The sequence below is a fragment of the Rhizobium sp. Root482 genome, assembly GCF_001426565.1.
GTDB lineage: Bacteria > Pseudomonadota > Alphaproteobacteria > Rhizobiales > Rhizobiaceae > Pararhizobium.
The window spans coordinates 74,999-98,971 of record NZ_LMFA01000024.1 but is presented as its reverse complement, the minus strand read 5'-3'; the positions used below and the strand labels follow the sequence as shown (position 1 = coordinate 98,971).

At 61.9% G+C, this 23,973-nt stretch carries 21 protein-coding genes; 10 read left to right on the top strand and 11 right to left on the bottom strand.

All coding sequences use genetic code 11. The features are described from left to right. Positions 1–10: 10 nt before the first annotated feature. The 6 genes from ASD31_RS20685 to ASD31_RS20660 form a co-directional block, all read right to left on the bottom strand. Complete coding sequence (locus tag ASD31_RS20685; protein ID WP_056338540.1) at positions 11–895, bottom strand: DMT family transporter; 885 nt, start codon at positions 893–895, stop codon at positions 11–13. Then, positions 885–1,856, bottom strand: coding sequence for an amino acid ABC transporter permease (locus ASD31_RS20680; RefSeq protein ID WP_056339108.1), 972 nt, complete (start codon positions 1,854–1,856; stop codon positions 885–887). Before ASD31_RS20680 ends, ASD31_RS20685 begins: the two co-directional genes overlap by 11 nt. Positions 1,857–1,876: 20 nt before the next feature. Next, the gene (locus ASD31_RS20675; protein ID WP_056338537.1) at positions 1,877–3,157 is read right to left on the bottom strand and encodes an NAD(P)/FAD-dependent oxidoreductase; all 1,281 of its coding nucleotides are present in this window, start codon (positions 3,155–3,157) and stop codon (positions 1,877–1,879) included. A 71-nt stretch (positions 3,158–3,228) separates the two neighbouring features. Next, positions 3,229–4,056: a transporter substrate-binding domain-containing protein gene (locus ASD31_RS20670; protein ID WP_056338534.1), complete on the bottom strand. Its 828-nt coding sequence runs from the start codon at positions 4,054–4,056 to the stop codon at positions 3,229–3,231. Between the two features lie 219 nt (positions 4,057–4,275). Continuing rightward, positions 4,276–5,544, bottom strand: a complete 1,269-nt coding sequence (locus tag ASD31_RS20665) for a polysaccharide biosynthesis/export family protein (RefSeq protein ID WP_082520654.1) — start codon at positions 5,542–5,544, stop codon at positions 4,276–4,278. A gap of 69 nt (positions 5,545–5,613) precedes the next feature. Continuing rightward, entirely contained in the window at positions 5,614–6,294 is a 681-nt protein-coding gene (locus tag ASD31_RS20660; protein WP_056338531.1) for a sugar transferase, read from the bottom strand. Between the two features lie 778 nt (positions 6,295–7,072). Between ASD31_RS20660 and ASD31_RS20655 the strand changes: the two genes are divergently transcribed. After that, positions 7,073–7,363 carry an exopolysaccharide production repressor protein gene (locus tag ASD31_RS20655; RefSeq protein ID WP_056339105.1) on the top strand — a complete coding sequence of 97 codons (291 nt, stop codon included), beginning with the start codon at positions 7,073–7,075 and terminating at the stop codon, positions 7,361–7,363. A 136-nt stretch (positions 7,364–7,499) separates the two neighbouring features. Continuing rightward, entirely contained in the window at positions 7,500–8,492 is a 993-nt protein-coding gene (locus tag ASD31_RS20650) for a glycosyltransferase family 2 protein (RefSeq protein WP_056338528.1), read from the top strand. 22 nt (positions 8,493–8,514) lie between these two features. Here ASD31_RS20650 and ASD31_RS20645 read toward each other — a convergent pair whose 3' ends face one another. Next, on the bottom strand, positions 8,515–9,465 hold the full coding sequence (locus tag ASD31_RS20645; RefSeq protein ID WP_056338525.1) for a polysaccharide pyruvyl transferase family protein: 951 nt from the start codon (positions 9,463–9,465) through the stop codon (positions 8,515–8,517). Between the two features lie 89 nt (positions 9,466–9,554). After that, positions 9,555–10,514, bottom strand: coding sequence for a glycosyltransferase family 2 protein (locus ASD31_RS20640; RefSeq protein ID WP_056338523.1), 960 nt, complete (start codon positions 10,512–10,514; stop codon positions 9,555–9,557). Between the two features lie 165 nt (positions 10,515–10,679). Here ASD31_RS20640 and ASD31_RS20635 point away from each other — a divergent pair, with 165 nt between their 5' ends. The 8 genes from ASD31_RS20635 to ASD31_RS20600 all read left to right on the top strand — a co-directional run bounded on the left by ASD31_RS20635 (position 10,680) and on the right by ASD31_RS20600 (position 20,995). Then, the gene (locus ASD31_RS20635; protein WP_056338519.1) at positions 10,680–12,158 is read left to right on the top strand and encodes a lipopolysaccharide biosynthesis protein; all 1,479 of its coding nucleotides are present in this window, start codon (positions 10,680–10,682) and stop codon (positions 12,156–12,158) included. 428 nt (positions 12,159–12,586) lie between these two features. After that, the gene (locus ASD31_RS20630) at positions 12,587–13,681 is read left to right on the top strand and encodes an acyltransferase family protein (RefSeq protein ID WP_274534276.1); all 1,095 of its coding nucleotides are present in this window, start codon (positions 12,587–12,589) and stop codon (positions 13,679–13,681) included. A gap of 58 nt (positions 13,682–13,739) precedes the next feature. Beyond that, positions 13,740–14,468, top strand: coding sequence for a glycoside hydrolase family 16 protein (locus tag ASD31_RS20625; RefSeq protein WP_244483929.1), 729 nt, complete (start codon positions 13,740–13,742; stop codon positions 14,466–14,468). A gap of 30 nt (positions 14,469–14,498) precedes the next feature. Beyond that, the gene (locus ASD31_RS20620) at positions 14,499–15,710 is read left to right on the top strand and encodes a hypothetical protein (protein WP_056338513.1); all 1,212 of its coding nucleotides are present in this window, start codon (positions 14,499–14,501) and stop codon (positions 15,708–15,710) included. Further along, positions 15,707–16,705 carry a glycosyltransferase family 2 protein gene (locus ASD31_RS20615; protein ID WP_056338510.1) on the top strand — a complete coding sequence of 333 codons (999 nt, stop codon included), beginning with the start codon at positions 15,707–15,709 and terminating at the stop codon, positions 16,703–16,705. Before ASD31_RS20620 ends, ASD31_RS20615 begins: the two co-directional genes overlap by 4 nt. Positions 16,706–16,713: 8 nt before the next feature. Beyond that, on the top strand, positions 16,714–17,649 hold the full coding sequence (locus tag ASD31_RS20610; RefSeq protein ID WP_056338507.1) for a glycosyltransferase: 936 nt from the start codon (positions 16,714–16,716) through the stop codon (positions 17,647–17,649). Next, the gene (locus ASD31_RS20605; protein ID WP_056338504.1) at positions 17,646–18,602 is read left to right on the top strand and encodes a glycosyltransferase family 2 protein; all 957 of its coding nucleotides are present in this window, start codon (positions 17,646–17,648) and stop codon (positions 18,600–18,602) included. The genes ASD31_RS20610 and ASD31_RS20605 overlap by 4 nt, the downstream gene beginning before the upstream one ends. Positions 18,603–18,661: 59 nt before the next feature. Next, positions 18,662–20,995: a polysaccharide biosynthesis tyrosine autokinase gene (locus tag ASD31_RS20600; RefSeq protein ID WP_056338500.1), complete on the top strand. Its 2,334-nt coding sequence runs from the start codon at positions 18,662–18,664 to the stop codon at positions 20,993–20,995. A gap of 3 nt (positions 20,996–20,998) precedes the next feature. On the opposite strand, the gene ASD31_RS20595 is transcribed toward ASD31_RS20600, so the two are convergent. From ASD31_RS20595 to ASD31_RS20585, 3 genes are all read right to left on the bottom strand, one after another. Further along, positions 20,999–21,220: a hypothetical protein gene (locus tag ASD31_RS20595; protein WP_056338496.1), complete on the bottom strand. Its 222-nt coding sequence runs from the start codon at positions 21,218–21,220 to the stop codon at positions 20,999–21,001. A gap of 90 nt (positions 21,221–21,310) precedes the next feature. Then, the gene (locus ASD31_RS20590) at positions 21,311–22,345 is read right to left on the bottom strand and encodes an acyltransferase family protein (protein WP_056338494.1); all 1,035 of its coding nucleotides are present in this window, start codon (positions 22,343–22,345) and stop codon (positions 21,311–21,313) included. Positions 22,346–22,390: 45 nt separating this feature from the next. Beyond that, the gene (locus ASD31_RS20585) at positions 22,391–23,644 is read right to left on the bottom strand and encodes an O-antigen ligase family protein (protein ID WP_056338491.1); all 1,254 of its coding nucleotides are present in this window, start codon (positions 23,642–23,644) and stop codon (positions 22,391–22,393) included. Positions 23,645–23,973 lie beyond the last annotated feature (329 nt).

Below are 23,973 nucleotides of genomic sequence, written 5' to 3'. Positions count from 1 at the left end.
AATCTCCCGGTTATCTGAGGACGAGCCAACCGGAAAGGATGATGATCCCTGCCCCGGCCAGCGTATGAAGTTCGATCGGCGCCGCAAAAAGCAGGCTGCCATAGAGGCAGCCCCAGATGATCTGGCTATATTGGAAAGACGAGACCACGGCGGCATCGCCGGTGCGAAAAGCCCGCACCAGCAGGGCATGGCCGGCAAGCAGCAGAAGCCCGGCGCCGAGGGCGAGGATGCATTCGAAGGCGGTCACGGCCACCAGCCCGCCATTTGCAACGGCCACGACGAAAGCCATGATGGTGAGCACGACCAGCAGGCTTGCCACCAGCGCCCTGTCGGATTCGGCGGCCTTCGTGCGGCGAAGCAGGATCAGCGACAGCGCGAACAGGAGGGCGGAGCCCAATGCCGCCGCATGGCCGCTGTTGAGCGGCGCCACGCCCGGCTGCAGCGCCACCGCCACGCCGAGAAAGCCGATGAGCACGCCGCCCCAGGCGACCGCCGACAGTCGTTCGCCAAGCAGCACGAAGGCAAGGATGGCGACCAGGACCGGGGTCAGGAAGGCGAGGAGATAGGCCTCCGCCAGCGGCAGCATGGCAAAGGCGTAGTAGATGAGCAGCGTATCGCCGGCAAGCAGCAGCGCCCGCAGGAAGGCAAGGCCGGGATAGCGCGGCACAAGGCTGCGGCCGGTGCCTTTCACCGCCGATTGCAGGCCGAGCAGGACCAGCGCCGTCGCGGTGATCATGAAGGTCACCTGCGGCACGGCAAGCCGGGCCGAAAGCAGCTTGACCATCGCATCGGTTCCCGAAAAGACCGCAAAGGCGACGAGCACGATCAGCGCCGCCCTTGCATTGGATTTTCCGGAGACAAGCGTGCTCGAAGGCAGTGCCGTGTCAGCGGGCATTGAAACGACCGAACCGCTCTTCGATGCGCGACTGGATCAGTTCGAGCCCCATGGACAGGACCCAGTAGATCATCGAGGCGGTGATCAGCATCTCGATATGGCGGAACTCGGTCTGCCCCAGGGTGCGGGCAAGATACATGATTTCCCAGACGCCGACGACGGAGACCAGCGAGGAATCCTTGAGCATGGCGATGAACTGGTTGCCGGTCGGCGGGATGATGACGCGCATGGCCTGCGGCAGGATGACGAGGCCCATGGTCTGGCTCGGGCTGAGGCCGAGCGCGGTGGCGCCCTCCGTCTGCCCGCGCGAAATGCTCTCGATGCCGGCGCGGAAGATTTCCGTCATATAGGCGCCGTAGCACAGCGAAAGCGCCATGATGCCGGCCGGAACCGCACTGATGACATAGCCGACCTGCGGCAGGCCGAGATAGATGATGTAGATCTGCATCAAAAGGGGCAGGCCGCGGAACAGCGAGGTGTAGAACGTCGCCAGACCATAGACCACGCCGTTCTTCGACAGTTTCGCGATGGCGCCGATAAAGGCGATGATCGTGGCGATGACGATGGAAATCGCCGAAATATAAAGCGTCGTGGTGACGCCCTGGGTGATCAGAAAGCCGATCTTCTTGGCGATGAAGGTAAAGGACAGGTCGAAGGAGAAGAAGAACAGCATCAAGAGCGCGAAAAGTTCGATCCAGACGCCGATGATCTGCTGCCGGCGCGACAATTGCTGCAGCGCCTTCCAGTTGGCAGCCACGATCAGCGAGATCAGCAAAGCAGCGACGAAGCGGCCGAGCGCCGGATTTTCGTCCAGCCAGCCGGCGGCCGGCGGCGCCAGATAACCCAGCCAGGCCGAACTGACGCCGAGCGCATAAAGCCCCAGCGTCGTTAGGGCAAGGATAAGCAGGCCGCCGGTACGGCGCGCGGCATCGGGATAGCTGAGTATCAAACGACCGATCATGTTCTCGTTCTCTCCGGATTTCAGGCGGCGCGCTCGCGCCACCAATCCTGTGCCTGAAGTTTCCAATAGGTGAGCTGGGCAACCGCAAGACCGGCCATGCCGCCGGCCCAGACGAGGCCGAAAGGCTTGAACAGCTTGTAGCGGTCCGATTGTCCGAGAATGCCTTCCGCCACGAGCTTTCCGCCGATTGCCGTCGTGTTCAGACCATGCCCGCCAAAGGCCGTGCAATGCCAGACGCCTGGCTGCATTTCGCCGATCTGGGGCATGAGATGGCGCGCATAGGACATCAGGCCGGACCAGGCCAGTTCGGTCTTGAGGCCGGCGAGCTGCGGGTAGGTGCCGGTCATTTCCTGGCGAAGTTCCGCGGCAAGCGCCGCCGCGGACGCGGCGCGGGTGGTGATGCGTCCGCCCCAAAGCAGCCGGGTGCCGCCATCGACGACGCGGTAATAATCGCCGGCGCGGCGATTGTCGCCGATCGCATCCGTGGTGGCGATGGCCGAGCGGATAAGATCCGGCGCCTGCTCGCTGACCATGACATAGGTGGCGATCGGCAGGAATGCGCGCTTGAGGCGCTGATCAAGGGCGCCGGTATAGCCGCCGGTCGTGAACACGACATTGCGCGCCGTCACCTGGCCGCCGGCCGTATGGACGCGCTTCTGTGCCGATGACAGGTCACAACCCGTTGCCGCCGAACCGTCATGGATCGTGCCGCCGAGACGTTCGATCTCGGTGGCAAGCCCCCGCAGATAGTTCAAGGGATGGATATGGAAGGCCTTGGCGTCGCGCAGGCCCTGATAATAGCGCTTCGATTTCAAAACTGCGCGCACCTGGTCGCGGTCGAGATATTCCAGCTCGTAACCGTAGCTCCGCTTCATCTCCTCGGCATGCGCCTTGAGGCTCGGGCCGTCGTCATAGCGCAGCACGCTGGTGATGCCCGGCTGCGGGAGTGCATCGTCGATCGAAAGATCGCGGATCGTGTCGCGCACGAAATCGACGCCCTCGATGGAAAGAAGGTGGATCTTGTGCGCCGCATCCGCACCGGCCGTTCGCGCGATCTCGGTGGTTCCCGTCGCGAAACCGGGGCTGACGAAGCCGCCATTGCGGCCCGATGCGCCGAAGCCGACGCTCTCGGCCTCCAGCACCACCACCTTCTGTCCCGCTCGGGCCAGTTGCAGCGCCGTCGTCAGGCCGGCAAGTCCGCCGCCGATGATGACGGTGTCGCAGTCGGTCGTTCCGGCGAGAGGCGCACGTGCCTTCGTCTCGGTCATGGTCCGCTTGTAGTAGGTATCGGGATAGGACATGGGAATGGGCTCGCAGAATGGGCGACAAGGAAAGCACGGGCGGCAGGAGCCGCCCGTGCGAGATGGTCATATCAGTCGGCGCTGTAGTCCTTGCCGTACCATTTCGTGGTCAGCGTTCCGAGCGTACCGTCCTTCTTCATCTCCTCGATGATATCGCCGACTTTCGCGGTCCATTCCGGATCGACCTTTTCGGCGATGACGACGAGCGGCTCGCGGAAGGCATATTCACCTTCCATGATGCGCAGCGGATAGCCGTTCTTGATGGCGTTCAGCGCGGTCTGCTCCGGCGCGATGACCGCATCGAGGCGAACGCCGGCGCCCAGACGAAGATCGTCGAAGGGCAGCATGGAATCGGCGAAGGTGCGGATTTCGCCGGGCTCGACCTTGTATTCGATCGGCGGCAGGCCCGGCGCGTCGATTTCGAGGCGACGATTGATGAAGTCTTCCGATGTCGTGGCCGTTTCGACGCCGATGATCTTGCCGTTGAGATCGGCAGGGGTCTTTGCTTCGCTGTCCTTGTGAAGCACGTAAACATAGGGGCTGTAGTAGTAGATGCCGACAAAATCGATGACCTGGGCGCGCGCCTTGGTCGGGGTGACCGATCCGACGCCGAGATCGTAGCGGCCCTGCCAGCGTCCGCCGGTCAGCGTTGCCCAATCGGGCGTTTCAAAGCTGACCTCGACGCCGAGGCGCTTGGCGATTTCCCGCGAAACGTCGATATCGAAACCAACCATCTCGTTATTGTCGTCGAGAAAGCTCTGCGGCGGCCAGCCGCTATTGGTGGCGACGACCATCGCCTTCTTTTCCATGACGCGGTCCAATGTGTCACCGGCGCGCGCCATCGTGGCGAAAGCAATTACCGCCGCCCCAAGGGCCAGCTGTGCGAAAAGTTTTTTCACGCAATCCTCCTGTTCGATCGGTCAGCCATAGTTCCCGTTGTGTAAGATGTCTGACAACATGAATAGAAAAGAAGGAGGCGGTGGAGTCAAGTGGCCGAGACGGCGCAGTCTATGAAACAAGATGATAAAGCAATGCGAATTTGTGATGGCGCGGATACGCCGCGCAGGCGAAGACCGCCGACGCATGAGGCCGGCGGCCGTTATCCGTATCGCGCCTTGTTACTGGCTGCCGAGAACGGCCTCGGCCTTGACGACATCGCCCGGCTGGACGGGCGTGTCCTCCCTGGCGGGGAGCGTGACCGTCTTGCCGTCACTCTGGCGCACGATCGCGTAGGTGACGCTCGCGGCAACACCGGGCGCGCGTGCCGTATCGGCCGATTGCAGCAGCGCTTCCGTCATCAGGTCGCGGCTGGTAACAAGTTTGAGGGACAGCGTATCCAGCTCGGCTTCCGTGTTCTGCAGTTCCTGGGCAAGTTGCGCGTCGAAATCATTGCGCAGATTTGTTTCGTCCTGGCTCGCCTTGCTGACATCCTGCTTGGCTTTCAGCGAGGCGGTGTCGATATCGAGAAGGGCCGCCTGCAGATCGGCCACCCTCTGTTCGATGGCAAGCTTGCGGGCGCTGAGCGCCAGGCCTTTCTCCGCCAGCCCATCCACCCGATCCTTGTCCTCCATGACCAGCATCAATTGCCGGCTCTGGGTGGTAGATTTCTTGCCGAGTGCCTCGATTTCGCTTTTCAGAAGCGATTTGAGTTCGGCGAGCGCCGTCAATTGCAGCTTGAGCCTCTTGTCGCGCGAGACCATCAGGGCCGTCTCGCTTTCGACAAGACTTGCCGCGTCGGCCACATCCTTCAATTGCGCGGGAACCTCGATCTCGCTCTGCCCGGCGATCTCGGCTTTGAGGCGGGCGCGCCGGATCAGAAGCCGGTTCCGTTCGGCGATGCGCACTGAGGATTCGCCTTGGGCCATGATGAAATCACGGGCGAACCGCTGCCCGCCTTCGGCCCGACGCAGGCCGCCGCCAAGGCTTACCGCCTTCAGAACCGTCATCTGCGGAGCGAAAGGATATTCGCCAGGCGTCTGAACCTCGCCGGCCAGGTAGATCGGGCGGTATTGGGCAAGCTCGACGGACGCGGACGGTCGGTCGGGAAGCCCGAACAGTTTCTGCAGCTTCAGCCCGACCTCGTCGGCAAGTTCGGCGGTCGTTTTTCCCGAGGCCGGCAGTGCGCCGAGAAAGGGAAGGGATATGTCGCCGGCGGCACCCACCATGTAATCGCCGCTGATGGCCGACCAGTCACGCACGGCGCCTTCGGCGGTCTGCCATTCGGCGACCCGAATCCGAAGCTTGTCCATGGCGCCGAGGCGATAGTCTTCGGCAAAGGCCGGATGAAGGCCGGAAAGACAGAAAACGACGGCAAGAAAGATGCAGCGCAACGCGCTTCGTCCTTGCCGATCCGCAATCTGGAACCCGGTGTGGGCGCGTGTTTTCATGATATTTCCGTTCATAGCGGCCGGTGAGGCCGTTGGCGGGAACGATCGTCCCGAAGAGGATCGCGGCAATCAGTAGCTGCCGCGCGACAGGCAGACGGCGGGAATGGTCCGGGCCACGATGACCATGTCTTTCACCAGCGACCAGTTGGTGACGTAATGCGTGTCGAAGGCAATGCGGGCAGCATAGGACACATCATTGCGTCCGCTGACCTGCCAGAGGCCCGTGAGACCAGGGCGGGATTGGAGATAGAAGACGGCCGAGGCCTCGTAGAGTTCAAGCTCGTCCTCTACGACCGGGCGCGGGCCGACGACGCTCATTTCACCGCGGATGATATTGAGCAATTGGGGCAGTTCATCCAGGCTCAACTTTCGCAGGACGCTGCCGACGGCGGTCACGCGGGGATCGTCCTGAAGTTTGCGGGACGCCCGCCACTCCTCATAGGCCTTGGGATTTTTCCGCAGATGCTCCTGCAGAATCCGGTCGGCATCCGGCGCCATGGTGCGGAATTTCAGGCAATGGAAGAAACGGCCATTATGGCCGACGCGGCGGTGCCCGTAGAACACGCTGCCGCCATCGGAAAACTTCACCAGCGCCATGAGGAGCAGGAAGATCGGGCTGAAGAGGATAAGCGCCAGCGACGCCGCGAAGATATCGAAACCCCTCTTTGACATTCCCCCTATCGGCCGGTGTATCCCGGTTTCGGTGGTCGTAAAATACGGCGAGCTTGCCGATCGTGTCGCAGACTTCATGGGAGATAACTCCATTTGGGTTGGCGATTGGTCGGGTCCCCAAGGGGCATGACGTTCAGATCCGCCTGAGAGTTTAGAGGCAGTTTTTGCTTTTTAAAGGCGACGCGCCGGCCGGTCGACAATGCGGGGAAGAATGTGTCCAAGTGGAAATTTGTCACACTAGCTCCACGGCCATCAAAAAAGGAATCTCCGAGCCTCGGACAAGTTTCATTTTGATATTCCCCGAGGCCTATTTGGACAACAGAAAGGATTTCTTCGATTTTTACGCCATGTATCGTAAAATCTCTTTCCTTCGTTATTTAATTTTTCTCCAAATACCGGATTTAAGTGAAGTCCAGACTTCGAATTATCAAATATATTGCACCGCAACATTATTTTGCGTTGCACATTTTTCCCCGCGCAAATGCTAAATTTGTAACAAAAGTTTATTCGCGCCGGAGCTTTTGGAAAGGCGCTCCGGAACGCGATATGAAAAAATCCCGTTCTGGTTGTGCGTTTAGGGCAAATGCCGGCCGAAATGTGGCCGCGTGGCCGCAACATTCCAGGCAAGGCCCGCGAGCGCGTCCAACGGTGAAAGAAAACGGCCAATGCGCGTTTTCTGCAGCATCGTTTAACGCAAACTCAGAACTTCTTCGATAAAAGCACGTAAAAACACGGGAACTTAGCCGTTCACCGTTTGTTGAAACCACAAACCATGTCCGATATGCTCATAATGGGCTGGGAGGAGACGTTTTTCGATGTTGTTTTCACGGCAAGACATGATTTCAGGGGCGCTTTGATGTTCGCACCCCGTGTCTTCGTCAGCATGATCGGCGCGCTCGGCGTTTTTGCCCTTGCCACCTTTATCCTGACCGGCTCCGCCTGGACGACGTTTTGGCAGACGCTTGTTTGCGCGGTCTTGCTGCAGATCGGCTATTTTGTCGCCGTGCTGGCTCTGGTGTGGAAAGCCGGGAAGGAGCGCCGCGCGGCGACGGTGGACCAGTCCAGATCATCCACATCCTCGAAGATCGATGAGAGCGATGCCAAATCCATCCAGGTGTCCAATCCTCCCCGCCATCTGAATTCATGACACCGCTTGGCGTGACGCGATTTTCATAGTCCGTCACCATGCGGAAATGGCAAATCCTTTCGCACATGCAGCATCGCACCTTGCCGTTCGGCGCCGGCAAACCTAGTTTGGCCGCACCAAACAAAGGAGCGCGATCGTGAAATCCAGTGCGGATGTCTGCGTGATCATTGCAGCGAAAAATGCGACCGAAACGATCGGGCGCGCCATCAGATCAGCTCTTGCAGAGCCGCAGACCGCTGAAATCATCGTTGTGGACGACGGTTCCACCGACGATACCGCAGGCATTTCCCTGAAAGAGGACGATGGCAGCGGCCGGCTGAAAGTGGTGCGCTTCGATGACAACAAAGGCCCGGCCGCCGCCCGCAATCATGCCATTTCGCAGTCCTCGTCACCTATCCTCGCCATTCTGGACGCGGATGATTTTTTCCTGCCGGGCCGGCTGCGGGCTCTCCTTGTGGAGCCGGACTGGGACTTCATCGCCGACAATATCGTCTTCACCGACGAGGAACATGCGGCGGAGGCGCATCTTTCCGTTGCCGTCTTTCCACCGGCGCCGCGCCTGCTCAGACTGGATGCCTTCATCGAGGGCAATATTTCGAGGCGCGGCGTGCGGCGCGGCGAAATCGGCTTCCTGAAACCGCTCATGCGGCGTGATTTCCTCGACTGGCACGGGCTGCGCTATCAGGAGGCCTTGCGGCTCGGCGAGGATTACGATCTCTATGCCCGCGCCCTGGCACGGGGCGCACGCTACAAGATCATCCATAGCTGCGGCTACGGCGCCGTCGTTCGCGGCAATTCCCTGAGCGGCAGCCATCGGACGGACGATCTCAAACGGCTTTACGAGGCCGACCAGGCCATTCTCTCGCAACCGGGCCTCTCGGATCAGGCCCGGGCGTTGATCCGCCGCCATGAGCAGCATATTCGCGGGCGATACGAATTGCGGGCATTCCTCGACATCAAGCGTCAGTCGGGCGCCGGGGCGGCGATACGCCATGCCCTGCGGCATCCGGGCGCGGTTCCGGCCATCGCCGCCGGAATATTTGCCGACAAGACGGAAGCCTTCCGGCGCCGTCCCGACATGGCGCCCCTGCGCTATCTGCTGCAGCCACCCTCGGATGCCGGATCGTGACCTGCAGGATCAGGATCGCGAGCTAGAAATAATCGCGACGCACACCGGCGATCACATCGAGAAAACGCTCCTTGCGCTCGGCCAGCGCATGGTCGGCGCTAAGCTGCGGCGTCGCGCGTGCGGCCTGCCAAAGGGAAAGCGTCGAGGGGGCGGCAAGCATCTGCTTGGCGGCAAGACGCAATGTTGTCTGCCGGGGTTCGCGGGTTGCAACGAGGAGGCCCTCATCGATCGGGCGTTTGTTCGGATCATCCGGCGGCGGCTGGTGCGCGTCGAAATCGACACCCCAGAAGCGCGCGCCCTTGATGATCGCCTCAGCCCGGCTGGATACCGGGACATGGCGCGGGCGGTAGGTGACGCCGACGGTCTCTGCCCAGTCGGACCATTTGAAGCTGTTGATGCTGCTTGACGTCGTCACCGCGACCCAGGGCACGCGGAAGGCATCGGCGAGAATGGCGCCATGCATGGATTCGGCGACGACCAGTTCCGATTGGGCGATCTGGCGAATCACCTCATTCGCCTCGCCGCGCGGGTCGATATAATTGAGGCCGACGGTGGCGCAGATTGTCGGCCACAGGCCGGCGATGGTCGATTCCCAATGCGGAACGAAGCTTTTCCGATAGATTTTCGGCAGGTTCTGGAATGTCGGCATTTCGGTGACCATCACGGCCGGATCGATGATGCCAAGCTTGGGATCGATGCCGATCTTTCTCGCCGTCAGCGGCCCACGAACGCAGCGTATGTCCCATTCCCGCCTGTCGCTCATATCGGGAAGGGCGCCGTAGCCGAAGCCGCTGCCGAGCACCAGCTTGTGCCGGCCGGCCGGCAAGAGCGCGCGATTGAGAACGGTGCCGACGCCCACCAGGAGCGTATCCTGGCGCACCTCGCGAAGCCCGGGAAGGAGGAAATCCCAGAGCCAGAGATTGAGATCGTCGCCGAAATTGCCGTGTACGGATTCCCAGTAATAGGGGTCCATGACCGTCTCCTGTATGCATCGCCAAGGGCGTCAACTGCGCGCGGTCACGCGCTTCAAAGGGTGCCGCAAGAATGCGGCACCCGCGAGGGCTACCGGGACAGTTTTCCGGCGGCAAGCTGCAGCGCGCTGCGCAGCAATTTCGGATCGCGCCAAGCCCAGCGTGCGAGCAGACCGAACTGCGGCATTTTCCGCCGCCTGATCCGCCTTGCCTGGCTCCACAGGGCCTGGCGCCGGGCCGTGTGCTTGTAGGAGCGGATCGAGGAAATTTCCGCCGGCTTGCGCGAAAAGCGCCCTTCCAATGTATCGAGCGCCACCCAGGTATTGAACTGCTGGGAAAGAAATTGCGGGGAATCGCCATCGATGCTGTGGAAGATATTGACGCCTTCCCCACGCACCGCGCCCGGCGCGTTGCACAGGATGATGCGCTCGGCCGAAAGCGCGCAATCGCAGAAGAACAGCACGTCCTCCGCTGCCAGGCGCAGTTCCGCCTCGAAGCGGATCGCCTTAAACAGCGGCCGGCCGATGACCATGCAAGACAGGTGCAGGAAGCTCCAGTTGCGCAGCATGGCCCGCGGAAATTCGGCGACTTCGAGGAGGAGCGGGCTTTCTGAAAGCCTTGTCACCGTCTCGGTCTTTTCCAGTTCCGCCATGTCGAAATGATAGTAGAAGGCATCGCCGCCGGTGATCGAGGCCCAATAGCAGTCGGCGCCGAAGCGGCTCATCGCCTCCTGAGCATTGCGCAGATGATCAGGCGTCCAGAGGTCGTCGGAATCGAGAAAGGCGACAAAATCGGTCTGCGCGTCGAGATGATCAAGCCCGGTGTTGCGCGCGCCGCCAGGCCCGGCATTCGACTGCTTGATCACACGAATGCGCGCCCGCTGCTGCTCCGTCAGGCCTTCGAGGTCGGTTTCGACCGGGAAGGGCGATTGATCGTCGATGATGAGAATATCGAAATCCTGGCAGGTCTGCGCAAAGACGGACATCAGCGCCCGCTGCAGGATTCCGGCCTGTTTCTGGTAGTAGGGAATAATAACTGTAAACTTCGCCATCTTTTTGCCCCTGCGGTTTTCCTAGAAGATGCTTCCCGGTTCCTCCATCAGGTCGCGGCCTGGACTGCCGGAAGACCAGGACGTGCGTTTCACATGTCCCGGCATTTTCACGAGCGCCCGTTTTCCTGCTCCTCATCCTCCCATCGCCTCCACGGGATTTACGCCATGCGCCCTGCAGTTAACGTCAAATCCGTCACGAGCAATGTCGGCTGGAGCATTTTATCCAAGACAAGCACATTCGGGCTTAAGTTTGTCACGGTGCCCATTCTGGCCCGCCTTCTGAGCCCGCAGGAGTTCGGCGCCGTTGCCGTGGCGCTGACCGTTGTGCAGTTTCTGGCGATGATCGGCGGGGCGGGGCTGACCTCGGCGCTGGTCATCCAGCGCGACGAGAATATGGAAACGGTCCATTCCGTCTTCTGGGCAAATCTGGCGATTTCCTGCCTCATGGCGCTTGGATTGTTCCTCTCGGCAGACCTGTTTGCCGCCTTTCTCGGCGCCCCGGAAGCGGCCCCCCTGCTGCGGGTGATGAGCTTCCTCATTCCGCTGCAATTGGGCGGCGACGTTGCCTATGCGCTGCTTGCCCGCCGGATGAATTTCAGCAAGGACGCGGTCTGGAGCATGATTTCCGAATCGCTCGGCGCCGTCGTCGCCGTCGTCATGGCGCTTTTCGGATGGGGCGTCTGGGCGCTGATGGCCCAGCTTTTCGTCTCGGCGCTCGTGCGCCTCTGCGGTCTTTTCGCCGTCTCGCATTATCGGCCGCGCCTGGTCTTCCAACTGCGGCGCGTTCTGGCGCTCAGCCGCTTCAGTCTCGGCATGATGGGTTCGGAAGTCGCCAATTTCATCACGTTCCAATCACCGATGGTGGTCGTTTCGCGCGCGCTCGGCCTTGCCGATGCCGGCGCCTATTCGGCGGCCAACCGCTTTGCCAGCATACCCAACCAGATCGTTCTCTCGGCCGTGATGGGCGTGCTGTTTCCAGCCTTCAGCGGCATGATGGACGACAGGGAGCGCCGGTCGCAGGCGCTGATGTTCAGCACCCAGGTGACCACCGTTCTCCTGGCGCCGATGATGTTCGGCCTCTGGGCCGTAGCCGAGCCGGCGATGCGCGTGCTGTTCGGGCCGCAATGGGCCTATGCCTGGCCGGTGCTGGGTCTGCTGGCACTGTCCAAGGGCATTCTGACCCCCTGCAGCACCTTCATTCCCTATCTGAAAGGGGCAGGCCATGGCCGCGCGCTGTTCTGGTCGGCCATCATCCGGGCAGTGGCGACCACGGCGGCGGTTGCCTATGGCGCCAGCACCGGCGGCCTTACCGGGGCGATGATCTGGCTCTGCATCGTCAACGGACTGACGCTGATAGGCTATTCCCGGGTGGTGTTCCGCGCCGACGGCAGGCCATTTCTGAAAGGCCTCGCCATCAGCAGCCGCCCGATGCTGACCGCCTTCGTCATGGCGCTGGCGGTGCGCCTCCTGCTTAATGCCGGCGCCGAACTGCTGCCGAACCCGGTGCTGCAGATTCTGGCTGGTGCGGCGTGCGGCGGGGTCATCTATGCGGGCCTCATTTTCCTGACGGAACGGCCGCTGCTCTTGAAAATCCATCAGCTGGTGAAAAAGCCACGGCAGGATCGGACCCAAGGCACCGGCTGAATGGCAGGATCGTGACGGCCGGCGCCATATTTCGGAGAATAAGGGGTTGGCCTGCGCAGAAGCGCTAAACCGCAGGGTGCAAACCGAGGTATTTTTCCGAGAAAGATTCCGGCCAAGCCGGGTGACTGAGAGCCCTCTTATCGACACACGCGCATATGCCGCAACGTCCCACAGCGGGGCTGTTTTTTCGCTTTTGGGGCGGGATGACCAGATGACAGAGCCGACAAATCCCAGTCACTGTTTTTGCGTGCATTGCAGCATGACGCTCCAGTTTTCTGCTGCGGCGCCATATTTTCTGGAACGGGCTGCTCTATCTTCGCGGTGCAGTCTGATCTGCTCTGATTGAAAACGCCGCTTGGGGAGAGAGCGGCCCGACAGGGGACGGTGCCTTGGTTATCGACGCGAATATTTCATCGCGGATCAATCTGATGCGCATCTTGCTCATCTCGGGAATTGTCTTCGTTCATGTTCCCTACGATCCGCAGACAAGCCCGTTTCTCGGTACGAACGGCCTCTTCGACTGGCTCCGGGTTTTTCTCGGCGACAGCCTGTTTCGCGCTGGCGTTCCCTGCCTCAGCGCCATATCCGGCTATCTTCTGTTTCGGCGCGGGCTCGACGATTTCGACTTCGGCAAGACCATCCGTTCGAAGGCGCGCACGATCCTTCTGCCGTTTCTCCTGTGGAACCTCTCCTTCCTGGTTCTCGTCGCGCTCGCCCAGAAAAGCGGTATAGGCTTCGGATATCTTCCGGACGTGATCCATGCGAGCCCGCGCGACCTGGCGACGCTTGCCTTTTCGACCGAGGCGCTGCCGATCAACGTGCCGCTCTATTTCCTGCGCGACCTCATCCTGTGCATCCTGCTTGCACCGGTGCTCGCCATCGCCATCAGGCGCTATCCGGCTGCAACGCTGCTGATCTTCTTCCTCTATGCGGTGCTTCCGGTTGCCAATGGGATTTTCCTGAAGAAATCGATCCTGTTCGGCTTCAGCTGCGGCATCTGCGCCAGCCTGCACCGGGTCGACATCCGTCAACTTGATTCGCATGCGGGCAAAATCGCGGTCCTGTTCCTTGCCGCGACGGCGCTGCTGGCGATCGGCCTTTACCGGGCGGGGCCTGAATTTCCGGTCTGGCTCGACATGCTGCGCAGCCTGACCGCGATCTGCGGCATTCCCGCCGCCTGGGCGATTTCGGCGCTGCTGGTGCGCCTGCCCCTCGCGCGTCCGCTGTCGAAGACGGAAGGCCTGAGTTTCTGGATTTTCTGCGCCCATTATCCCCTGCTCATCCTTTTCTGGATGGTGTGGAACCGGACGGGATCGCCGGAACTCTATCCGCTTTTCTACATGGCAGCACCGCCGCTCGCGCTTTTCATCCTGACGACCTCGCATGCCGGGGCACGGCGGATGCTGCCGCGCCTGCACGCCATTCTCACCGGCAGCCGCACCGGTGGCCCACCGAAACGGACGGCCACGGAACAATCGCACCAGACGGCTGGCGCGACCGATATTCTCCAGAGGAGAACGTGACATGACGACAAAAGCCATTTGCAACATTTTCGCCGTCGCCGCGGTGCTTGCCGCTGGCATGCCCGCAATTGCCCATTCCCAGACCTCCGGCACCGCGCCGTCCTTCGTCGATAACTTCGACCGGCTGGACCAGAAATTCTGGTACGTTTCGGACGGCTGGAACAATGGCAGCCATCAGAACTGCACATGGTCGAAGGATCAGGTGTCGGTGCAGGAGGGCGTGCTTGAACTGAGCTTCGAGGAACGCAAGACCGGCGAACGGGACTTTGCCTGCGGTGAAATCCAGACGCGCCAGCGCTTCGGCTACGGCACTTTCGAGGCGCGGATCAAGACGGCCGAGGGCTCCGGCCTGAACTCCGCCTTCTTCACCTATATCGGCCCGACCGACAAGAAGCCGCATGATGAGATCGATTTCGAAGTGCTCGGCAAGGATTCCTCCAGGGTGCAGGTCAATCAGTATATCTCCGCAAAGGGCGGCAATGAGAAACTTGTCGATGTCGAGGGCGGCGCGAATGCGGCCTTCAACGACTATGCCTTCGTTTGGGAGAAGGAGCGGCTGCGCTTCTATCTCAATGGCAACTTGGTGCAGGAGGTGACTGATCCGACAAAAATCCCCGTCAATGCCCAGAAGATCTTCTTCAGCCTCTGGGGCACCGACACGCTGAGCGACTGGATGGGAAAATTCGCCTATCAGGGACCGGCAGGGATGCAGATCGACCGCGTGGCCTATACGGCGCCGGGCGAGAAATGCCTCTTTCCCGAATCCCTGACCTGCACGCTCGATTGAGCGCGAACCGCGCAGCGAAACGGAAAGCTTATGCTGGATATCTTGTATCTCGCCCATGATGTGACGGATCCTGCGATCGCGCGCCGCCTGCTGGCGCTGAAGACGGGTGGCGCCAGGGTGACGCTGGCCGGTTTCCGGCGCGGCGACGCGCGTCCTGTCGACAGCGACTTCATCGAGCTTGGGCTGACGCGCGACGGCCGGTTCGGCCAAAGGATCGCCGTCGTCGCCATGGCGACGGCGGCTCTGCGGCGGAAGCTTCGCGGGATACCGGCGCCGGACGTCATCCTCGCCCGCAATCTCGAAATGCTGGCGCTTGCCAACAGGGCGAATGCGATCTTCGGCGGCAGGGCGGCGATCGTCTATGAATGCCTCGATATCCACCGCCTGCTCTTGCGCCGGGATGCCGCAGGACATGCCCTTCGTGCCGCCGAACAGTATCTCGGCCGCAATGTCCGCCTGCTGATCACCAGTTCCCCGGCCTTCATCGAGAATTATTTCAAGCCGGTCTCGCGGCTGGAGGCGCCGGTGATGCTTCTCGAAAACAAGGTCTTCGAACCGGAAGGCGTACCGAACGCCAGCATGCGCGCCCTTCCGCCGCGGCCTGGCGAATCCTTCAGGGGCGAACCTTTCAGGATCGGGTGGTTCGGGGCGCTCAGATGCCGGAAATCCCTGCAGCTGCTGGCAAAATTCACCCGTCTGATGGAGGGAAGATACGAAATCGTCCTGCGCGGGCGCCCCGCCTATTCGGAATTTCCCGATTTCGACACTTTCGTCGAGAACGAGCCCTTCATGTCCTTCCATGGGCCTTACCGGAATCCAGACGATCTCGCCGATATCTACAGCGAGGTGCAATTTTCCTGGAGCATCGATTTCTTCGAGGAAGGCGAAAATTCGAGCTGGCTGCTGCCGAACCGGCTTTACGAGGGATGCCGCTACGGCGCCGTGCCGATCGCCATGGCCGGCACCGAAACCGCCCGCTTCATCCGCGAGAAGCAGATCGGCCTTGTCCTGGAGCGTGACGACGGAGAGGCGCTTGCGGGTCTGATGGCCGATATGACGCCGGCGCTCTACCAGGCAGCCCGGGACCGCGTCGCCCGCGTGGACCCCGGCACATGGACCTTCGGCAGGACCGACTGCGAAGCCCTGGTCAGCCGGCTTGCCGCGTTGCGCGGTTCCGTGCCGACAACCGGTTCCATTCACGCCATTTCCCAAACCACGCTCAGCAAGGGTGAACAGCCATGACCGATGCCGGCTTGACGCATGCACGCTGCCTTCTCGTCATTCCCTGCCTGAACGAAGCCGGGCATATCGAGGCCCTGATCGAAAGGCTCGGCAGCGCTCTGGACGATCTCGATGCCGATCTCGTCGTCGTCGATGGGGGAAGCACCGATGGAACGCGCACTGTCGTTCAGCGGATCGCGGCGATGGATTCGAGAGTGACGCTGATCGACAATCCGAAAAGGATCCAGAGTGCTGCCATCAATCTCGCCGTCGCGAGGCTTGGCGCCCGCTACGATTATCTGATCCGCATCGACGCGCATGGCGAATATCCGGAGGATTATTGCCAGCGCCTGATGGAGGAGGCCATGGCGACCGGTGCCGATTCGGTCGTGGTCGCCATGCGCACCGTCGGTTTCTCGACCTTCCAGAAGGCCACCGCCTTCGCCCAGAATTCCAAGCTCGGCAATGGCGGCTCCAAGCATCGCACCGGCGCCGTCGGCCACTGGGCCGATCACGGCCACCATGCCCTGATGCAGATTTCCGCCTTCCAGGCGATCGACGGTTACGACGAGCGTTTCAGCCACAATGAGGACGCGGAATTCGACTACAGGTTCACCCGGGCCGGCTACCGGATCTGGATGACCGACAGGACAAGCATGATCTATTATCCGCGCAGCACGGCGGGCACCCTGTTTCGCCAGTATTTCGCCTATGGCCGCGGGCGGGCAAGAAACGCCCTTAAGCACCGCGCCTTGCCGGGCCTCCGCCAGATGCTGCCGCTGGCGGTGGTGCCGGTTGCCGCCGGCGCGCTTCTGGCCCTGGTCAATTGGGCGGCGGCCATCCCCTTCGTGCTCTGGGCCGTGGCCTGTCTCGGCTACGGCGCCTGGATGGCGCTTTCACAGAAAAACCCTTACGGGCCGCTCGCCGCGATGTCCGCCATGGTCATGCATTTCGCCTGGTCGGCCGGCTTCTGGCGCGAGCTTCTCGATTTCCGCAGCCACCGGGCAAGCTCATGAGGACGGATATGGATCAGAGAAGCCAGATCATTTCCATCGACATCGGTGTCTGCACCTACCGGCGGACCGAACTCGAGCAGACGCTCAGGTCGCTGGGCGCCCTTGCCGTTCCCGAGGAGACGACGATCCGCATCATCGTTGCGGACAATGACGCCGATCCGAGCGCCGCAAAGCGCGTGGAGGCGCTGAGGGCTTCGATCCCGCACGACATTCTCTATGTCCATTGCCCCGCCTCCAATATCTCGATTGCCCGCAATGCCTGCCTGGACAATGCAAACGGCGATTTCCTCGCCTTTATCGACGATGACGAGACGGCCTCCTCCGACTGGCTCATCCGCCTTGCCGAGACGGCGGCGGTGACCGGCGCGGATGCGGTTCTGGGGCCGGTCAAAGCCGTCTATGACGGGGATGCGCCGCGCTGGATGCGGCAGGGCGATTTCCATTCGACCCATCCGGTCTGGGTGGGCGGGCGGATCGTCACCGGCTACACCTGCAATGCGCTGCTGCGTCTTTCCGCCCCCGGGATCAAGGGGCGCCGCTTCGATCTGTCGCTTGGCCGCAGCGGCGGCGAAGATACCGAATTCTTCACCCATATGCACCGGATGGGCGGCACGATCGCCTATGCGCCGGCCGCCTGGGTGCATGAACCGGTGCCGGACAGGCGCGCCAGCTTTTCCTGGCTTGCCCGGCGAAAATTCCGGTTCGGCCAGACGCATGGACGGTTGCTGGCCACGAAGGCAAAGCCGGCGGGTCTTGCCGCCCAGGTGGCGCTTGCGCTCGCCAAGAGCGGCTTTTGCGCCTTGAGCAGTGCCGTCAGCCTTTTCTCGCCGGTTCGCCGGAACAGATCCGCCCTGCGCTGCCTGCTGCATGCAGGCGTCGTCAGCGGGCTTATGGGGTTCAGCGAAATCGAGCAATACGGCATGGCCGAAGCGAGGCCGTCATGACCGGGAACCCGGACGCCAGTTTCGTCGTGGCCGCGTATAATGCCGCCGATACGATCGAGCGGGCCATCGACAGCGCGCTGGCGCAAACCGGCGTCAGCGTCGAGGTGGTGGTGATCGACGATTGTTCGCGCGACCGCACGGCCGAGATCGTCGAAGCCTATGGCGACAACCGGGTCCGCCTGGTCCGCCTTGAGGAAAACCGAGGCCCCGGCGGCGCCCGCAATGCCGGGCTCGATGCCGCCCGTGGCGACTGGATCGTCATTCTGGATTCCGACGACCGGGTCGCACCCGACCGGACCCGGCGGATGATCGCCCGGGCCAAGGCCGCACAGGCGCAGATCGCAGTCGACAATATCGATGTTGTTACGCAAGGCGGCCACAGGCGGCGCATGTTCGACGGCAAGCGGCTGGCGGCGCTTTCGATCCTCACCTTGCCCGCCTTCATCAACTCGAATGTCCTGTTCAGATCCGAGCACAATTTTGGCTATATGAAGCCGGTTTTCGAGCGCCGCTTCCTGCGGCAACAAGCGCTGCGGTTCGATGAAACACTGGCGATCGGCGAGGATTATCTGCTCCTTGCCACGGCCCTTGCCCGCGGCGGGCGCTGCGTCATCGAGCCGGAAGCCGGCTATGTCTATCATATCCGTGACGGCTCGATTTCCCGCGTCCTGAAACTGCCTCATATAGACGCCATGCAGGCCGGCGACATCAGGTTTCTCGAAGGGCACCGACTGGACAAGGCCGCAATGGCGGCCCAGCGGAGACGTACGCGCAGCATCGAGGAGGCCCGCTCCTTCCTCACTCTCGTCGAGCAGATCAAGACGAGATCATTTTCAGGCGCGCTCGAAACCGCCTGGCGCAATCCCGCGGCCGTCCGGCATCTGCGCATGCCCATCGCCGCCAGACTAAGACGCCTGGTGAACTTCCCGGCTGCGGGCCGGCGCGCCGCCTGACCGCCGACGACCCGCCCGATCGCGGCGACGAGACAGATAGCAGAGAATTCCAAGACAGGATGCCCATGAACCAGAGACCCCTTCCGCTGACCCCTGTTCCGACGCTGCGCGGCGATGAGACGGATTCGTTCATCGATCTGAACCGGCTGGCCGCGATCGTGGCGCGGCGAGCGCGGATGGCAGCCGCCTGCGTTCTTGTCTGTTTCGCGCTGGGCGTGGTCTATCTCGTCGTCGCGACGCCGGTCTATACGTCGCAGACCCAGATCCTGCTTGATGAAAATCTTTCCAAATATGCGGAAGAAGAGCCATCGCCGCAAAGCGCACAACAGGCCGATACGAAGATTTCCAGTGCCGTCGAGATCCTGAAATCGGGCGAACTGGCGCTGCGCGTCACCGATGCGCAAAAGCTTTCGGAAAACGAGACCATCCTTAATCCGCCGAAATCGCTGCCAGCGATGGCCAAGGCTGCCGTCAAATCGCTTTTCAGCCTTGGCGGCGGAACTGAAATAACCGAAGCCCAGGCGGAAAACGGCAGGCGGCAGAAGGCGGCCGCCCTGCTTCAGCAAGGTCTGAGCGTGGAACGGGTCGCCAGAAGCTCGGTCGTCGCCCTATCCTTCCGGTCGACCGACCCTCAGCTCGCCGCCACGATCGCCAATGCCTATGCCGGCGCCTATCTGACCGACCAGCTGAACGCCAATTTCGACGCCACCGAAAAAGCCTCGGTGTGGCTGCAGGAGCGCCTGACAGACCTGCGCCAGCGCTCCGAGAAGGCATCGCTGGACGCGGAACGGTTCAAGGTTGAAAACGGGCTGACGCTGACCCGCGGCGAACTGATGTCGGAACAGCAGCTTACCGAGCTCAACGGCCAGTTGATCGTCGCGCAGGCGGATACGGCAAGCGCCTTTGCCCGCTACAGCCAGTTCAAGGCGATCCTCGAACAGGGCGCCGAAAATGCGGTGAAGAACGCGACGATCTCCTCCGCGCAGACCAATAATTCCGTGATCCAGGATCTGCGGACCCGCTATCTCGCCGTCAGCAAGCGCGAGCAGGCCATCGCGGAGAATTTCAAACCCGATCACCCGCAGGCCGTCGCGCTGCGGGCCGAGAAGGCCGAGCTTTCCGGCCAGATTTTCCGCGAGCTGCAGCAACTGACCGGAAGCTACCGCAACGAATACGAAGTCGCGAAATCGCGCGAAGCCTCGTTGCGCGAGAGCATCGAGGGCGTGGCCGGCAATAATTCCAAAGCCAACCGGTCGCTGGTGAAGCTGCGCGAGCTGGAGCAGAGGGCCACCGCGCTGAAGACGCTGTATGAATCCTATCTCGGCCGCTATGAGGAAGCATCCCAGCAGCAATCCTTCCCCATTGCAAAGGCGCGGGTGATTTCGCAGGCCGGCATCCCATCCTCGCCGTCCAGTCCGAAGAAGACCATGGTTCTCGCCTTCTCCATCGTGCTCGGCACCATGCTGGCGGCCGCCATCGCCGGGTTCCTGGAATTTCGCGAGCGCTTCTTCCGTCTCGAAGAAGACGTGCGCTCCATCCTGGGGCACAAATCACTCGGTTATCTCCCCTTTGTCGGCAAGGCGCCGAAGACCTTCTGGGGTAAAGGGCACAGCCATTCCCGTAGAGGCTCCGACATCGCCGCCGAGAGCGAAATTCCCCTGTCGCGCATGACCCGCATTGCCGTCGAGGCGCCGCGATCGGCTTTTGCCGAGACACTGCGCAACGCGAAACTCGCAAGCGACGTCATCCTTCAGGGTCGCCCGAACCGGGTGATCGGCGTGGTCTCGGCCCTGCCGGGCGAGGGTAAATCGACGATCGCCGCGAATTTCGCCGGCCTCCTGGCGGCCAGCGGCAAGCGCACATTGCTGATCGACGCCGATCTGCGCAATCCCTCGGTCAGCGGCATGATTTCGCCGCCGCCGAAAACAGGGCTGGTCGAGGCCGTGCTGGGCGAGGAGGAATGGACGGCGGGCCTTCGGGTCGATCCTCAGACGCGGCTCGCCATCCTGCCGGTCGCGCCGCGCGAACGTCTCTACCATACCAACGAACTGCTGGCCTCGCAGGGCATGGAGGCGCTGATCGCCCAGGCGCGCAAGACCTTCGACTATATCATCGTCGATCTGGCGCCACTCGCGCCGGTCATCGATGCCAAGGCTTTCTCGCCCCTGGCCGATGGCTTCCTGATGGTCGTGGAATGGGGCAGGACGCCGTTCCGGCTGGTCCGCGACCTGCTGCAATCCGATCCGCAGTTCAACGCCAAGATCCTTGGCGTGATGCTGAACAAGACCGACATGGACCAGCTTGGAAAATACAGCGATTTCGGCGCGGCGGAAAAATACCGCAAGAGCTACGAGAAATATTATGTCGAGCAGCCGCTGAAACCGGCCCAGTAATCCTCAGCGCGCCGGCGGTTCGGGCCGATCAAGACCCGAAAGGGCGACCAGCGCCATCAGCACGATGACGACGGCAAGGCCTGCGAGGCATAGAAGGCTGAACGCCATATATTCGATCAGGCCGACGATCAGCCACAGCGGGTGCAGAAGGCGCGGCTGCGAACGCGCCCAGCCGCGCATGCCGTTCCTGCGGAAATTCTCGTAACGGTGCGTGACATGGGCCAAGGGTGATCGCTCCGCCTTTCCTTCACTTTCAAAGACATTATTGACCAAACAGGCCGGGACCAAGGCAAAGGAAGGCCAGGCACAGCCGCCTTACGAAGACAGACGCGGCGCCTCTTTCGCTGCCGCAGTCGCAAGATTTGAGCCGGGCGCGGATTTCGGTGACCTCAGATATTTCGCCAGCGGCCGCTCAAGCAGCAGATAGGCGGCGGAACCCAGGGCAGTGCCGCCGAAAACGGCGGCGACGAAAACCGCGCCGGCGGGAAAGCCGGCCACCGCGCCGAGCTTGGCGATCACCGAGATCGCGAATGTGTGCCAGATATAGATGGAATAGGAGGCATCGCCGAGAAAGACGAGGCCGCGCCACGGGCGCAGCCTGCCGGCGGCTTCGAGCGAGAGAACCCCGGTGACGAGGGCAACGGCCAGAGGGCCGCAGGACAGGACGTCAAAGGGGAGCTTGAACAGGGCGATGATGGCGAAGCCAGCCATCCCGAACATGACCAGTCCGAGCCCGACTGCCTGCCCCGGAATTTTCCCCTTGAGCCAGATCTGCCCGACGACCATGCCGGCGACGAATTCCAGCATGATCGGCCGCGTATAGGTGAAAAGGAGTGCATTGCCGGTGTCGATCGTTGCGCCGATGGCGACCAGGGCGGCGAAAAGCGCGGCGACGGTGATAAGGCGCCAGCGCCGGGCGAGACTGAGCGACAGGGCAAAGACCAGATAGAAGAACATTTCGAAATTCAGCGTCCAGCCCTGCACCAGGACCGGCCAGATTTCGCCGCTGCTCGGGGAGTGCGCCGGAATGAAGAACAACGACGCAAGCACATGCTCGAGGCTGAGCGTGAGATTCGGGAAAAGACCGAGCAAGGCGCCAAGAACCATGACCGCCGTTGCCGCCCAATAGACCGGGACAATGCGGCGGGCACGCTCGAGGAGAAAGCCGGCCGGGCTCATCGCCCGCCGGTCGCTGATCATCCACATGATGAAGCCGCTGATGACGAAGAAGACATCAACCCCGGCCGCGCCGATGGCAAAGGAATGGCCGGTTTTTTCGGCGGCGTGAAACAGCACGACGGCGATCGCCGCAAGGGCGCGAAGATACTGGATTCCGAAGATGGTTTTCATCTTTGCTCTCTCATCTCCTGTCCCCTGCGCTTTGCCGATCGCCGTTCAATAGGATGGCACCTGCAGGCGGAACTGCCCGGCCGGGGCGCGGACTTCCGCTGTCGTCAGCCGCCCGGCTGCGAAATAAAGCAGGAAGGACCCGACGTGATAAGGATTGAGAATATCGACCTCCACGAAAGCCCGCATGACAAGCAGGACGGCCACGCCGAAAAGCAGGGATGGCTCGACGGCCCGCGGCCGGGAAAGCAGCCGCCGCAGATGGCCGCAGAAGGTGACAAGAAGCACCATGCACAACAGCAAGAGGCCGATGACACCGGTCTCCACCATGGTTTCGATGAAGGTATTGTGGAAATGAAAGCCGCTGCGCGAGCCGATATAGAATTCCTCCCAGAGCCGCTCCGCTTCCGAAAACCCCTGGACCCAATAGGCCTGGTAGCCGGTGCCGATGAGGGGCGAAGCCTGTGCCGCCGCGATTCCCTGCTGCCAAAGATAGGTTCGGCCGGTCAGGGTCGAATCCTTGCCGAAGACCGCCAGCACGCTATCGACCGCACCGCCCTGGAGCGCGCCGATGGCCGCGACGCCGCCGGAAAGGACCACGATGGAAAATACGATCTTCCGGTGTCGCGGCGACAGCGCCGATAGAACCTGAAGCCCCAGGCCGACGCCGATAACCGCCGCCGTCGTCAGCATCGAGGTTGCCGACTGGGACGCATGGAGCGCATAGCCTGCCAGAAGTCCGATGAGGATGCAGACGATGCGCCACGGGCCGCGCTCGCGAAGCATGAAAAGAGCGGCAAAGCAGAAATAGACACCGAGGGAGGCGTAGAGGCCCAACTGGTTTTTGGAGGCGAAGGCACCGACGAAACTATAGGTCCCATCCAGCGGATCGAAGTGATAGACGCCGAAAAGCAGGGAATAGACGAGGACAAGGCCAATGCCGGCGACCATGCCGCGGACAAGCCCTGCCGTATCGACCATGCGCATGGCGATGAGCGCGCAGACGACATGCGACAGATATTGCACCGATGCCCTGGCCGTGACGGAGGGCGCCGCCGACCAGAAGACGGACAGGCAGGCAAAGACGGTAAAGGCGAAGATCCACCCATATCGACCGTAGCCGCCGAGAACGCGCCGGTAATCGACCAGCACCAGCGGCAGCCAGAGCGCATAGTAGACGAGGATCGACGCCTGGCCGAGCCGCGCTGAATAGGCGAACACGAACAGGGAAACGGCGATCGCGGGGACGGCAAAGCCGCTGTTCTGCCCCGGACTGATCAGGCTGGCCTTTGCAAATCTCACAAGCGGTCCTTGTTTTTGCGCGGTTGCCGCCCTGCAGGGCGCGGCGCGTTGGTCTGACGGCAGGCTCGTGCCGGACGACCGCCTTCGACGGCATCGTTGTGATCCCTCGATATCCCCCAGGAATATGGTGGCAATGTGGGGATGGGACAGTCCTTTGAACCTCAATCCGGTTCTTTCACGAGCCCGAGCTTGCCGCGTCCTTGCACGACGATAACAGCCGCACGGCAATTCCCGCATGACAGACCGCTTGCCAACAGCCACGCCGGCACCACCTTGGACGGCTTCGATGGTCCATGTCTCATGCGGACCTTTTGTCGCGTCGTTGCCGC

Coding starts and splice junctions, on each gene's coding strand:
- ASD31_RS20685 (WP_056338540.1), bottom strand. CDS start 895: ATGCCCGCTGACACGGCACTGCCTTCGAGCACGCTTGTCTCCGGAAAA.
- ASD31_RS20680 (WP_056339108.1), bottom strand. CDS start 1,856: ATGATCGGTCGTTTGATACTCAGCTATCCCGATGCCGCGCGCCGTACC.
- ASD31_RS20675 (WP_056338537.1), bottom strand. CDS start 3,157: ATGTCCTATCCCGATACCTACTACAAGCGGACCATGACCGAGACGAAG.
- ASD31_RS20665 (WP_082520654.1), bottom strand. CDS start 5,544: ATGAAAACACGCGCCCACACCGGGTTCCAGATTGCGGATCGGCAAGGA.
- ASD31_RS20660 (WP_056338531.1), bottom strand. CDS start 6,294: ATGAAGTCTGCGACACGATCGGCAAGCTCGCCGTATTTTACGACCACC.
- ASD31_RS20655 (WP_056339105.1), top strand. CDS start 7,073: ATGTTCGCACCCCGTGTCTTCGTCAGCATGATCGGCGCGCTCGGCGTT.
- ASD31_RS20645 (WP_056338525.1), bottom strand. CDS start 9,465: ATGGACCCCTATTACTGGGAATCCGTACACGGCAATTTCGGCGACGAT.
- ASD31_RS20640 (WP_056338523.1), bottom strand. CDS start 10,514: ATGGCGAAGTTTACAGTTATTATTCCCTACTACCAGAAACAGGCCGGA.
- ASD31_RS20635 (WP_056338519.1), top strand. CDS start 10,680: ATGCGCCCTGCAGTTAACGTCAAATCCGTCACGAGCAATGTCGGCTGG.
- ASD31_RS20630 (WP_274534276.1), top strand. CDS start 12,587: ATGCGCATCTTGCTCATCTCGGGAATTGTCTTCGTTCATGTTCCCTAC.
- ASD31_RS20625 (WP_244483929.1), top strand. CDS start 13,740: ATGCCCGCAATTGCCCATTCCCAGACCTCCGGCACCGCGCCGTCCTTC.
- ASD31_RS20620 (WP_056338513.1), top strand. CDS start 14,499: ATGCTGGATATCTTGTATCTCGCCCATGATGTGACGGATCCTGCGATC.
- ASD31_RS20615 (WP_056338510.1), top strand. CDS start 15,707: ATGACCGATGCCGGCTTGACGCATGCACGCTGCCTTCTCGTCATTCCC.
- ASD31_RS20610 (WP_056338507.1), top strand. CDS start 16,714: ATGGATCAGAGAAGCCAGATCATTTCCATCGACATCGGTGTCTGCACC.
- ASD31_RS20605 (WP_056338504.1), top strand. CDS start 17,646: ATGACCGGGAACCCGGACGCCAGTTTCGTCGTGGCCGCGTATAATGCC.
- ASD31_RS20600 (WP_056338500.1), top strand. CDS start 18,662: ATGCCCATGAACCAGAGACCCCTTCCGCTGACCCCTGTTCCGACGCTG.
- ASD31_RS20590 (WP_056338494.1), bottom strand. CDS start 22,345: ATGAAAACCATCTTCGGAATCCAGTATCTTCGCGCCCTTGCGGCGATC.